At 75.0% G+C, this 12,739-nt stretch carries 9 protein-coding genes; 4 read left to right on the top strand and 5 right to left on the bottom strand.

Going from position 1 to position 12,739, the window contains the following annotated elements; genetic code table 11:
- The first annotated feature begins 25 nt into the window (after positions 1-25).
- Positions 26-949, top strand: coding sequence for an alpha/beta fold hydrolase (locus tag ACQP2P_RS01080; RefSeq protein WP_433612349.1), 924 nt, complete (start codon positions 26-28; stop codon positions 947-949).
- Positions 950-1,072: 123 nt separating this feature from the next.
- Here ACQP2P_RS01080 and ACQP2P_RS01075 read toward each other — a convergent pair whose 3' ends face one another.
- On the bottom strand, positions 1,073-1,438 hold the full coding sequence (locus ACQP2P_RS01075) for a hypothetical protein (protein WP_433612347.1): 366 nt from the start codon (positions 1,436-1,438) through the stop codon (positions 1,073-1,075).
- Positions 1,435-5,430: an SseB family protein gene (locus tag ACQP2P_RS01070; protein ID WP_433612345.1), complete on the bottom strand. Its 3,996-nt coding sequence runs from the start codon at positions 5,428-5,430 to the stop codon at positions 1,435-1,437. The genes ACQP2P_RS01075 and ACQP2P_RS01070 overlap by 4 nt, the downstream gene beginning before the upstream one ends.
- A 248-nt stretch (positions 5,431-5,678) precedes the next feature.
- Here ACQP2P_RS01070 and mycP point away from each other — a divergent pair, with 248 nt between their 5' ends.
- The gene (gene mycP / locus ACQP2P_RS01065) at positions 5,679-6,923 is read left to right on the top strand and encodes a type VII secretion-associated serine protease mycosin (RefSeq protein ID WP_433612343.1); all 1,245 of its coding nucleotides are present in this window, start codon (positions 5,679-5,681) and stop codon (positions 6,921-6,923) included.
- 286 nt (positions 6,924-7,209) lie between these two features.
- Here the strand turns inward: mycP and ACQP2P_RS01060 are convergent, their stop codons facing one another.
- Together ACQP2P_RS01060 and ACQP2P_RS01055 are read right to left on the bottom strand one after the other, a co-directional pair.
- Positions 7,210-7,509, bottom strand: coding sequence for a WXG100 family type VII secretion target (locus tag ACQP2P_RS01060; protein WP_433082183.1), 300 nt, complete (start codon positions 7,507-7,509; stop codon positions 7,210-7,212).
- A 14-nt stretch (positions 7,510-7,523) separates the two neighbouring features.
- Positions 7,524-7,850, bottom strand: coding sequence for a WXG100 family type VII secretion target (locus ACQP2P_RS01055; protein WP_350610215.1), 327 nt, complete (start codon positions 7,848-7,850; stop codon positions 7,524-7,526).
- A gap of 388 nt (positions 7,851-8,238) precedes the next feature.
- On the opposite strand from ACQP2P_RS01055, the gene ACQP2P_RS01050 reads away from it, so the two are divergent.
- Positions 8,239-9,036 (top strand): DNA adenine methylase, encoded by a 798-nt coding sequence (locus ACQP2P_RS01050; RefSeq protein ID WP_433612340.1) that lies wholly within the window; start codon positions 8,239-8,241, stop codon positions 9,034-9,036.
- A 122-nt stretch (positions 9,037-9,158) separates the two neighbouring features.
- On the opposite strand, the gene eccB is transcribed toward ACQP2P_RS01050, so the two are convergent.
- Positions 9,159-10,505, bottom strand: coding sequence for a type VII secretion protein EccB (gene eccB, locus ACQP2P_RS01045; protein ID WP_433612338.1), 1,347 nt, complete (start codon positions 10,503-10,505; stop codon positions 9,159-9,161).
- 66 nt (positions 10,506-10,571) lie between these two features.
- On the opposite strand from eccB, the gene ACQP2P_RS01040 reads away from it, so the two are divergent.
- Entirely contained in the window at positions 10,572-12,467 is a 1,896-nt protein-coding gene (locus ACQP2P_RS01040; RefSeq protein ID WP_433612336.1) for a type VII secretion protein EccE, read from the top strand.
- The last annotated feature ends 272 nt before the right edge of the window (positions 12,468-12,739 follow it).

Genomic DNA, 12,739 nt, shown 5'->3' with positions numbered 1-12,739 from the left:
CCGGCTTGGCCCTACGCTGAGCGGCATGAACCCCGCGGTGGACGACACATGCGTCATGATCGACGGGCCGTGGTCGCACCGATTCGTGAGCGCCAACGGCAACCGATTCCACGTGGTGGAGGCCGGCACCGGGCCGCTGGTGCTGTTCCTGCACGGGTTCCCGGAGTTCTGGTACGCGTGGCACAACCAGCTCCCGGCCCTCGCCGACGCCGGCTTCCGCGCGGTCGCCGTCGACCTGCGCGGCTACGGGGCGAGCGACAAGCCCCCGCGCGGTTACGACGGGTACACGATGGCCGGCGACGTCGCCGGGCTCATCCGCGCCCTCGGTGAGCGCAGCGCGATCCTGGTCGGCTCCGGCTACGGCGGGATGATCGGCTGGGCCACCGCCGCGTTCCACCCGAAGATGGTCCGCCGCCTGGTCGTCCTGGGCGCCGCCCACCCGCTGCGGCTGCGCGCCGGGCTCGCGACCGACCCGCGGGGCCAGCTGGCCGCGGCCAGGCCGGTGCTGCGCTTCCAGGTGCCCCGCTTCGAGCACGTCCTGACGCGCCACGACGCCGCGCTGGTCGGTGATTACCTGCGCCGGTGGGGTTCGCCGGAGTGGACCGCCCGGGAGTCGTACCGCGAGTACGAGGCCTGCTGCCGCTCCGCGATGCGGATCCCGCAGGCGGCCTTCTGCGCCCTGGAGACCTATCGCTGGGCGGTCCGCTCGGCGCTGCGGCTGCAGGGCTACCGCTTCGTGAAGCTCCTGCAGCAGCCGGTCACGGCCCCGACCCTCCAGCTGCACGGCGCCCTGGACCCGGCGGTGCTGCCGCGCACGGCCCAGGGATCCGGCCGATACGTGCTGGCCGAGTACGAGTGGCGGCTCCTGCCGAACGCCGCGCACTTCCCGCACCTCGAGCAGCCCGACCTCGTCACCGGCGAGATCATCCGCTGGACCAAGGCCGGCTGAGCGCGGGTTTTTTGTTCTTGCACCGCGGACCTGGCTAGGGCGATCCTCCCGGCCGAAGGCCCTTGGATCGCCCTATTGTCTGGCGGGAGCAACGGTCCGCCGGTGACGCGGCCCGAGCCATGGTTATACGCGGTATTCGCGCAGGTCACTGACCTCGGCGCGGGGGGCCCAGCCCTGGTACACGCCGTAGTCGAACTCCTCGAGGCCGAGTTCGGCGGCGACCGGGGCGCGGCCGCCGGTGTACTCGACGCGGAACCAGCCCTCGTGCTCGCCCAGGACGATGAACGGCTGGTCGCGCCAGAAGCAGGTCGTTCGGACGTAGACGAGTTCGTCGACGTCGTTGCGCGCGACGATGCGCCGGTAGCGGCCCGGGCGGACCTCCTCGAAGCCGTCGCTCGCGTCGGGGCGGTAGAGCCGGACGTCGTCGCCGTCGGGGCTGGCCTCGTACTCGGCGCCGCGCCACCGCGCCGCGTAACCGTCTCGGATCACGGCGTCGCCTTCCGCCAGGCCGGCCCGTCGGCGTCGAGGCGGGCGATGAGGTCCTGCCGGCCGTCGCGGCGCAGGCGCCACAGCTCGGCGTTGTGCGGCAGGCGCGCGCTGTCGACCTTGAACTCGGCGATGACGTCGCCGGTCTCGCTCGGGGCGAAGCCGTTGCCGCGGAAGGGCGGGCGCTCGATGACCCAGCCCTCCATCGCGCGCATGGCCTCGAACGATGACCCGCCGTAGGGGATGCGGTACAGATCGCCGCGGTAGGCGATCCAGCGCAGGACGTAGGCCTCCTCGGCGTCGGGCTTGAACGACGACCCGGCGTAACCGAGGCCCAGCGCGTTGTAGAGCTGCTCGGGCGTCTCGAGGTGGCCGACCTCACCGGCGCGGTGCACGAAGCCCGAGACACGGTCGTAGTTGCGCTCGAGGTAGTACGAGAGCTGCTCGGGCGAGATCGGCTTCTGCATGACCTGCTCGAGGCCGGAGCCGGGCGGCTCGTACGCCGGGCGCTTCTCCGGCTGCGCCTCCGGCTTGGGCGCCGCGGCGACGGGCTGCTCGTCCGGGTCGTCCACGCCGAGGCCCATCTCGGTCGCCCAGCTCGCGAGCTGGATGACCTCGGTGCCGGGCAGGACGGCGCCGGCGGGCGACTCCGGGTTGATCGCGAACGCCAGCTGGTCGCCGGGCGGCCACTGCCGGATCAGGCGCGTGAACTTGATCCAGCTGCCCCGCGCGTCCTCGCCGAGCCGCTCGGTCATGCGCTCCTGCGACGTGAAGACGACGAGGTGCGGCAGGCCGTTCATGTGCTCGGTACGCCACTTCGCCGGCTCCACGGGCCCGTCGCCGGTCCAGAACGGGATCAGGACCTTGGCCAGCAGCAGCGTGGACAGGAAGCGGTCCGTGCTGTTGGCCTGGACGGCCTCGAACAGGTCCTTCTCGACCGTGTTCGCCGGGTGGAAGTCGGCCGCGGGCGCCTTCGGCCGCTCCGGCTCCGGCGCCGATTCCGCCACGGGCGCGGGGGCCGACGGCGGGGTCACGACCTCGGCGTCGACGATCTCGTCGTGCAGCCGCACCGGGGCGTCCTCGACGATCTCGGGCTCGACCACGGACTCCGGCGGCTGCGGGGCTTCCTCCTGGTACGCCCACGAGAAGCCGCCGTCCTGACCCGCCTCGCCGCCGCCCTGGTACCCCTGCCCCGTGCTCGGCAGCGCGTCCTGCATCACGGGCCGGAACCCGCTGGCGGACGCGGCCTCGCTCGGCGGCGCGGCGCTGTGGTCGTCGAACTTCGGCAGGTCCTGGACCACGGACTGCTGGAAGTCGGGGCGCTCGGCCTCGCCGTCCTCGAAGAACGAGCGGAGCTCGGGCGACGGCTCGGCCGCGACGGGCACGGACTCGGCGTCGCGGGCGGGGCCGGGCAGGAAGAACGAGCCGGTGTTCTCCTTCTCGAACCCGCTCGGCCCGCCCGCCGCCGGCCGCGTGTCCGTCCAGGTCGACTCCGGGCGCGGGGCCGGGGTGGAATCGATCGTCGGTGGCTGCTCGGCGAGCGACGGCAGGCCGGAGGCGAACGAAGCCTGGGACGGCTCGTCCTCGGGCTCGGAGCGCAGGTCGGCGAGCGCGGCGTACGGGTCGCGAATCGGCGGGTCCTCCGCCCGGGACTCGCCGAACGCGTTGAACGGCCGCGGCTCCGCCACCTCCTCGAAGAACGGGCGCTGCTCGTCCTCGCGGGCCGGCTGGTCGCCGAAGAAGCTCCGCTGCGGTTCGGCGGCCGGCGGCTGGACCTCGGCCCGCCCGCTGAAGAACGTCCCCGGGGCCTCGTCGACGGCCGGCTCGGCCGGCGACGGGGTGCCCCAGGCGGAGAAGGGCTGCTCGGCGGGCTGGCTGTTCGCCCACGCGCTGTCCGCCCAGGACGTCTGGCCGCTCTCGGGGCGAGCCGGCTCGGCGGGCGGCTGTTGCGGGTGCGAGGACGGCTCGAACAGACTCCGGCCGCCCGCGTCGGACCCGCCGCCGAAGAACGGGTGCTCGTCGAGGTCGGCCGCGCGGCCGAAGCCGGCGCTGCGCGCCGCCGAGGACGTGTCACCGAACGACTCGGACGAGGGCTCGTCGGCCTCGGGGCTCTCGACGTCGAGGCGGCTGAAGCCGGGCCGGTCGAACACCGGGCGGTCGAACGGCAGCGGCGCGGACGGGTCCGGGTCGGGCGCGGGCGGCACCGGCGTCGGGGCGGCGGAAGCGGCCTGCGACCACGACTGGCCGCCGTTCGGGGGCTCGGCGGGCTGGAAGGCCTCGCCACCGCCGTGGGCGGCGAGTCCGGGCCGGCCGGGGCGGACGTCGGCGGAGCCGCTCCACCCGGACCGGATCGGCTGCGTCGCCTCGCGCGGCACGACGGGCTCGGCGGGCGGGTAGGGCGCCGGCTCGGCGGGGACCGGCCGGGACGGCAGCGGGTCGCCGGACCGATAGGAACCGGAGCGGTAGGAGCCGGTGTCCACGGCACCGGGCCGCGGCGGCAGGACCTCGCCCGAAAGCGGCCGGGACGGCAAGGGCTCGCCCTGGACCGGCCGGGGCGGCAGCGGCTCGCCCGAGCGCGGGCCGGTGCCCGAGCCCGAGCCCGGTCGCTGCGGCAGCGTGCCACCGGGGCGGAACGTCGGCTGCGAGTCCGCCTCCGGCCGCGAGGTCTGCGGCTGCCGGGTCGGCAGCGGCGGCCCCGACGTCAGCGGAAGGTCCGGCGGCGGCTGCCACGCGGCCGGAATGACCGGCTCCGCGTGCTCGGTGTAGATCTCGCCGAGGCTGCGGGCGGGCTCGCGGCGCGGCCAGTACCGGCGCGGATCCCCGCCCTCGTCGCCACCCCCGGCGGGCCTTGAGGGCAGACCGGAGTCGCTCACCGGGCGCTGCGGCAGGCCGGAATCCCCGGAGGGGCGCTGGGGCAGACCGGAGTCGCTCACCGGGCGCTGCGGCAGGCCGGAATCCCCGGAGGGGCGCTGGGGCAGGCCGGAGTCGCCGACGGGGCGCTGGGGCAGGCCGGGATCGGCCGCGGGGCGCATGGGCGGGCCGGGGTCGCTGAGCGCGCGGGAAGGGCGGCCGGTCGGGCGCCCGGGCAGGATGGACGGCGGGCGCTCGGCGGGCGGGCCCGAGGCGGGACGGTCGACGCCCGAGAACAGCTCGCGCTCCCCGGGCACGTCCAGCGACTTGCGGTCGGAGTCGTCGAAGAGCCCGCGCGGCGCCGCCCCGGGGAACGACGCGCGGCCGCGGACCGACCCGGCGCCCGAGGTGGGCGCGGGCAAGGTCGGGCCGTTGTCGGCGGGTGGCGGAGGTGCGGGGCGAGCGGGCGCGGCCGGTGGGGGCGTGAAGGACCGGCCCGCGGAGCGCTCGAAGTTGATCGGGCGATCCGCCCGAGTGGGCAGGAAGGCCCCGGGAGGCGCCACATCCGGCATCGGTACCTCGCGCCGAGGCGGCGCGGGCGGGACCGGGGGCACCGGGGGCTGCTCCGCCTTCATACGCTGACGCTCGATCGGCGTCGGCGCGGGCTGGTTCGGCACCGGGCGGACGGGCACCTGCGCGGTCGCGCGGGTGCGCTGCGACGCCTGCTCCATGCGCGCCCGCGCCCCGAGGGTGCGCCCGGGCAGCCGGACATCGCCGCGGCTGATCTGGGTCACGAACCACGACGGCAGGTAGCCCTCGATGGGCAGCCCCGGATTGACCGCGAGCCACCACTCGACGTTGGGCCAGATCCCCGCGAGCTCGCGGAACGGAACCCGCCGGTGCGTGCCGGGGTGCCCCGCGAGGCACTCCTGCAGCGCGGACGGTGAGGTGAAGGCGAGCACGTGCGTGCGGCCCTCGGTGGTCCAGGTGCCCCACCCGCCGTCGCTGCCGGGTGAACTGTCGGGCGCGATCGGCAGCAGGACGTCGGTGCGCGCCAGGATGCGGAAATACTGCTCCTGGTCGTTTGCGCGCAGCGCGTCACGCATGGCGACCTCGGCCTCGGTGGCCGGTTCCCACTCGCTCAACGGCCACCCCCTCTTCGGGCTCGGAAACCGCCGCGTCGCGAAACCTAACCTATACGGCCACGGCAATTCGAGGGGTACGACGCGGGCAAGCGCTTCGGCCAGCATAGCGATCGAAGGCCGGGGGCTCACAGGGCTGTCTCATTCGCGGCACCCGTACGAGCCGTTCGACGCCTGAACCCGTCGAGTCGGACGACAGGAGCGCAGCGACGGGGCAGCCCATCGATGCCTCAGCCCCTAGCATGACGCCCATGCCCCGCCGGCGCATCTCGACCGCTTTGGCGGCTTTGTCGACTTTTGCGGCAATGCTCAGCATGAGCCCGATCGCGCACGCTTGGGCCCCCGTCGCCTGCCCGAGCCCGCCACGCCGGCCCGAGCCCGCGCCGACCGGGGTGCCGTGGCCTTGGCAGCGGTACGACCAGTCAAGGCTCAACGCTCTCGCCGACGGCCACGGGATCGTGGTCGCGGTCGTCGACTCCGGCGTCGACGCGCGCCACCCCCAGCTGCGGGGCGCCGTCGAGCCCGGCCCCGACCAGCTCGACGGCGGCGACTCCGCGCTCGACTGCGTCGGCCACGGCACCGGCGTCGCGGGCATCATCGCGGCCCGTCCGTCCCCGGCGACGGCGTTTCGCGGCCTGGCCCCGGCGGCCACGATCCTCGCCCTGCGCGTCAGCGAGCAGACCGAGGGCGGCGACGGCACCCCGACCGGCCGCCGCGGCACGCCCGCCGGCCTCGCCAACGCGATCCGCGACGCCGTCGCCCACAAGGCGCGGGTCATCAACCTCTCGCTGGTGTCGTACTCCGACGATGCCGCCGTCCGCGACGCCGTCGCGTTCGCCCAGCGCAACGACGTCGTGGTCGTGGCCGCGGTGGGCAACGGCGCCGAGCGGGGCAACCGCACCCCGTTCCCGGCGGCCTACGACGGCGTCATCGGCGTCGGCTCGATCACGCCGGACGGCCAGCGGGCCCCGTCGTCGCAGACCGGCGCGTACGTGGACCTGGTCGCCCCCGGCGCCGGGATTGTGACGACCGCAACACCGCAGGGCTGGGCGACGATGGACGGCACCAGCTTCGCCGCCCCGTTCGTGTCGGCGGCGGCCGCGCTCCTGCGCCAGTACCGCCCCGAGCTCTCCGCCCCGGAAGTGGCCGCCCGGCTCATCGCCACCGCGGACGGCGGACGGGCCGGACCGGGCTACGGCGCCGGGGTCCTGAACCCTCTCCGCGCCCTCACCGAGCTCACCGGCGCCTCGCCGGACCCGGGCGCCCGCGCCCCGGCCGAACCCGCCCGGCCCGACGCCGCCGCGCGAGCCGCGGCCACCCGAACGACGGTGGGCTGGGCGTCTGCGGGCCTGGCCGCGGTGCTCCTGGCGCTCGTCCTGTCCGCGGTCCTCCCCCGAGGCCGCCGGCGCGGCTGGCGACCCGGCCTCCGAGCACTCCGATCCGCATCCGAGCCGCCCGCGGATCCCACGGCACCGGCATTCGGCCCGCCGAACTGAGAGACGGCGCCCCCCGCCCAGGGGCGCGCCTCTCCCGGGTCTGCGCTCCTCCACAATTGGGGGGCAGCGCCCCCTGCCCAGAGGCGCGCCGCCCCGGGCCGCCGGTGACCCCCGGCGGCACCGGCGTTCGGCCCGCCGAACTGAAGGGCGGCGCCCCCTGCCCAGAGGCGCGCCGTCCCCAGGCCGCCGGTGACCCCCCGGCGGCACCGGCGTTCGGCCCGCCGAGTTGAGGGCAGCGCCCCCTTTGCTCGGAGGCGCGCCGCCCACTCACGCCGGGAGCCGCGCGTCAGCCGCTGCCCGGGAAGAGGTGCGTGTTGCGGGCCTCGGTCTCCTGGTACCGCTGCATCGCCTCTTCGACGCCCACCTTGATGTCGCGCAGCATCTGCGCGAGGTCGGCGCCGGCCCGCTCCCAGTTCGCCTGCCGCAGCGCGTAGGCGTCCTTGGCGTCGCCCTCCCAGCCGCCCGTGAGGCGCCGGCCGAGCTGCGACACCTCGTCGAGGCGCGAGTGCAGCGTGTTGAGCGCGGTCTGGATGGACTGACTCGTGTGCTCCAGCGCCCCGAAGTCGACTACCAGCATGTCGTCCATGTGAGCCTCCGGTCTCAGCCGCCGAGCGCGGACAGGTCGGCGTTGCCCGCGCGGCGCATCGCCCCGGCCGCCTCGGCATCGGTGGCGCCGTAGTTCCGCCCCGCCGTGCGCAGCCCCTCGGACGTCTCGAGCAGGTTCCGGTTGAGCACGCCCTGGTCGTGCTTGAACGCGAGCTTCACCTGCTCGAAGGTGCGCCCGCCGGCCCCCTGCCAGCCCGCGCGCGTGACTTCCAGCTCCCGCATCAACGTGTTGAGCATGCCCTGCAGCTCGCCGTTGACCTGTTCGAACCGCTGCGCGGCCGAGCTGAGCTCGGCCTGTTGCGCCTGCGTGGTCTGCACCACCGGCGATCACCCCGTTTCTCCTAGTGGACGCCGGGCCGGACCGGAGTTCCGCACGCAACGACAGCGGCCGATAACCCTTGGTCAGCCCGAAAACAGGCCGACCGTATCGGCCTCGACCGATCCCCCACCAGTCCCAATGCTTCGCTGTGGATAACTTCCGGCATTTCGCCCACCGGCACCGCCGCGCTCTCGGCTTCGCAGGCCCGGATCTGCTCCTGTCCGGCGCGGCGTTCACCGGCACCGCCTGCTTGGCGGCAGTCGATCAGCGCGGAGGACGCCGCACCCTGGCGGCCGCCGGCAACGGCGCTGACCAGCGCGCCGGCCCCGAGCGGTGGTGCCGAAGGCCGAACGAAGGCCGCCGTGGGCGTCGGCCTTTAAGATGTCCGGCATGGCGGAGGGCCGCTCGTTCATCAAGTGGGCCGGCGGCAAGACGCGGTACGCCGCCCAGCTCGTCGCCGCCGCGCCGCCGTTCACCGGCCGATACTGGGAACCCTTCATGGGCAGCGCCGCCGTCTTCTTCGAGCTGCGCCCGGCCAAGGCGGTGCTCTCCGACGCCAACCCCGAACTTGTAGCCTGCTTCCAGGCCGTCGCCGCCCAGCCGGAGGCGGTGATGGAGCGCCTGGACGCGATGGCGAACACGCCCGAGGAGTTCGAGCTCGTCCGGCGCCAGGACCCCGCGAGCCTGGGCCCGGTCGAGCGGGCCGCGCGCGTCATCTACCTCAACAAGACCTCCTTCCGGGGCCTGTGGCGCGTCAACCGCCGCGGCGCGTTCAACGCTCCCTATGGGGCCTACGACCGCCCGTACTATCGCCGCGAGACGCTCCTGGAGGCCTCCCAGGCGCTCGCCGGGGCCGACGTTCGCCTGTGCGACTTCGCCGACGCGCTGCGCGAGGCGGCCGCGGGTGACTGGGTGTTCCTGGACCCTCCGTATCTGCCGGAGGGTGGGTTCGCGGATTTCAAGCGGTACACGCCGGGGCAGTTCCGAAACGCCGACCACGAACGGCTGGCGGCCGAGATGCACGACGCGTCGAGGCGCGGGGTGTTCCTGACGATGACGAACAGCGACACCGCCGCGACGCGGCAGATCTACGCGGGCTTCAACGAGACGCGCATGGCGACGCGCCGCGACATCAACCTGCGGGCATCCGCCCGAGCGAGCTTCGACCTGGTGCTGACGAACTACTGACGGCTCCTCCTCCCTAGGCCCCGTGCTGCGCGGGTTACGACACCGGTAGCCAGGCCCGCGCGGGTCACACGCAGACGAAATCTCGGCTCCGCGTCGCTCCGACCCCAGTCATGAAACAGGCGCTAGCCGACGACGGCGGCGGCCGCGCCCGGGTCGAGCGCCGGTCCCGCGGGCAGGAGCGCGACCACCTGACTCGGGACGGTGACGGGCCGCTCGCCGTCGAACCCGAGCGCGCCCAAAGCGTCGGGCACCGGCACCGCGTGGCGCTTTCCGAGATCGGTGACGAGGGTGAGAACACCTGTGTCCGTCCGCACCAGCGCGCCGGTTCCGGGCCGGATCACCACGCGATCGGCCAGCACCGCGCCCTCCGCCGTGGCCGCGGCCGTGCGCAGCGCGTGCGTGAGGTCCGGGAGCTTGGGGTCGAGGGTGAGGGCATCGGCGGCACAGACGGCGTGGGGAGGGCTGTCGACCAGCTCCGGCGGCGTGACGGGCAGCGCACCGGCGCCGCCCGGGTCCGGTGCGAACGCCTCGACCCGCCGGCCCTGCACCAGCGCGGAGAACTCCGCGGGGCTGAGCGGCAGGAGCTTCCCGCCCGGCTGCACGCCCTGCGTCTCGGGCGCGGCGAGCAGGAGCTGGGCCTGCAGCGGCGTGACCGAGGCGAGCCCGTCGGCGGTGACGATGAACGCGTCGGTGCGTTGGCCGGCTGACACGCCGTACAGCTGCCCGATCTTGCCGGCCGGTGCCGAGTCTCCGCGGTCGGGCACGGCCGGGGTGACGAGGTCGGTTCCGCTCGGCACGGCGTGCAGCAGCGCCTGCGCCGCCGCCACCTGCGGTCGCGCCGACCAGACCAGCGCGGGCAGGGCCGTGGCGGGCTGCCGGACGAGGTGCTTGAACCCGTGCCACAGCAGATAGGTCTGCCGGTCCGCGGAGGTCATCAGCAGGCCTTTGTCGGCTGCGGGTGTACCGCCCGAGGGCCCCCCACCCACGAACAGCACCGACCCCTCGGGCGTCGAGCACACCGCCCACGGGTCCTTGAGCAGGGCGGACGCGGGCGGCAGCGAGCTCGGCGCGCCCGGGATGCCCAGGGTCTCGCCGCGCGGCGCCCCGGACAGCGCCGAGCGGGGCACGACCACGGTCGGCGCGCCGGTCGAGCCGAGGATGAGCAGCGCGGAGGCCTGGTTGAGGACGGGGTGGAGGACCTCGTCGCGGTACACGAACAGGGCTCCCGACTCCTGCTCGACGATGACCGCTCGGTCGTTGCGCCATTTGCCAGAACTCCCCGGGCGCAGCGCCCCGACCGCCGCCGCGCCGCCGACACCCAGCGCGGCGAGCAGAACGCCGACCAGCGTGGCCCCGGCGACCCGGCGAAATGGCGGCTGAGCAGGGTCGGTGTCACGGACGACGAGGGCGGAGACGACCCGCTGAACCACGAACTGGTACGACTGCAGCTGGTCCTGCCGCGACGCCATCGGCCCCCCAAAATTGTCGTACCGGCGCCATACGATAAGTCCCTCACTTCATCGGCGGGGGGCGATATGTCGACGGGGACGCGAGTGGTGCTCGGCCAGGGCGCGGTCGCCCTGGCCGCCGTGGCCTGGGCGCTCGGCGGCTGGGCGCTCGCGGCGATCCCGGTCGCCCTGGTGCTCCTGGCGCTCACGCCCCTGCCGCTGGCGCGGTGTCTCCGGCGGCGGGATCTCCCCGTGGGCGCCGGACCAGCCGCGCTGCTCGGCCTGATCCGGCCGGGCGCGACGACCTCGACCATCGACGTCGACGGCGCCGACGTCGGCGTGCTCGAGGACACCGACGGGCTCGCGGCGATCATCCGCGTCGGCGACCTGTCCGCCCTGCTCGGCACCGCCTTACCGCCCTTACCCGCGCTCAGCTCGCTGGTGCCGGCGCCCCGGCCGGGCGTGCCGGAGGTGCGCGTCCAGCTGCTGATCAGCGCGGTCACGGCCGCGGCACCGTCGCCCGCGCCGTCCATGACCTCATATCGGCAGCTCACGGACGGCCGCGTGCTCGCGCACCAGCGAGTGCACGTCGCCGTGCGGGTGCGCCGGGCGGGCGGGTTCCGGCGAGCTGATCTGGAGCAGTCTCTTCTGGTTGCGGTACGGCGTGTCGAGCGCATGCTCGCCCGAGCGAGACTGCCGGCTCGGCCGCTGTCGGAGCTCTCGGCGCTGGCGGCGATCGCGGAGGCGGCCCAGCACGACCCGGCGCACGCCGTGCGCGAGACGTGGTCGGGCCTGCGGCTCGGCGGGCTGCACCAGGCGGTGTTCCGGGTCCGGCGGTGGCCCGAGCAGGGCCCGCTGATGAGCCGCCTGCTGGCCCTGCCGACCTCGGTGACGACGCTTTCGCTGGCCGCCCAGCCCGTAGCCCGCAGCGGCGGAGCGCTCGGCGATGGAGCACTCAGCGGCCGAGCACTCAGCGGCCGAGCACTCAGCGGCCGAGCACTCAGCGGCCGAGCACTCGGCGGCCGAGCACTCGGCGGCGGAGCGCTCGGCGGCGGCTCCGGCCCGCCCGCCGACGCCGGCGGGCCGCCGGTCCGGGCCGAGCTCGTCGTGCGGCTGGCGACGCCGGACGCGGCCACGCTGACGCAGGCGAGCACGGCGCTGCTCCGGCTGGCCGAGAGCATGGGGGCGCGGGTGGCGCGGCTCGACGGCGCTCAACTCGACGGCCTCGCGGCGACGCTGCCGCTGGGCGGGGGCGCGCCCCGCGACGACGCGGTGCTCGCCGGGCTCGTGGCGGGCCGCGACGGGCTCGCGCTGCACGGTGGCGAGCCGGTGAGCGTGAGCGGGCCGCGGCTGGCGGCGGCCGCGCCGGCGATCGGCGGCGAGGGCGTCATGCTCGGCGTCGACCGCAGCGGGGAGCCGATGGTCGTGCGCCTGTTCCGCCCGGAGCCGACGCGAGCGACGCTGATCGGCGGCGCGCGGTGCGCGCAGTTGGTCATCCTGCGAGCCCTGGCCACCGGCGCGCGGGTCGTGGTCCAGTCCACGCGCCCGCACGAGTGGGAGCCGTTCCGCCGCAGCCTGGGCAACGCGGAGTCCCTGGCCATGATCCCGCCGGGCCGCGTGGCCGACCCGCCCCCGGCCACGGCCACGCGCCCACAGCTGCTGGTCGTGGACGTGGGCCCGGTCCCGGGCCGAGCAACCCCGATGCCGGAGAGCGCCTGGCGCTCGGTCCTGTTCCTGCGCGACGAGCTGACCGGGGCGGACGTCGACCTGCTGACCCGCTCCGACCTGGCCCTCCTCCAGCCCTTGAGCCCCCGGGAGGCCGCCCTCGCGGGCGAGGCTCTGGGCCTGGGCGACTCCCGCAACTGGCTGACAAAGATCGGCCCCGAGATGCTGGCCGTGGTGGTGAACCGCCAGACCGTGCGCTGGACCCACCTGTCGACGACACCGATCGAGCTCCACCTGACGGGAGGCCCCGCCCGCTGACCACTCCCCCCGGCGACCTGTGCGGGCCGTGCGCCGACTCCTCGCGGCTGAGACCCGGCCGGGCTGGGCCAGCGCCAAGGTCACACGCCCAGGCCGAGCAGTGCTCACGACACGGCGAAATCACATCGGAACAATCGGTAGTCCAGCGGGCCGAGGACGGCAGGCGGCCGACGACTGCCACAACAGCGCGCGGGACAGCAGAGAGCGACCGCAACGACCACGCCAGACGGCAGGCGGCCGACGACTGCCACAACAGCACGCGGGACAGCAGG

The organism is Dactylosporangium sp. CA-139114, assembly GCF_050955725.1.
In the GTDB taxonomy this organism is placed as follows: Bacteria; Actinomycetota; Actinomycetes; order Mycobacteriales; family Micromonosporaceae; genus Dactylosporangium.
Note: the sequence above shows the minus strand (reverse complement) of the source record. Positions and strands in the feature narration are given on the sequence as shown.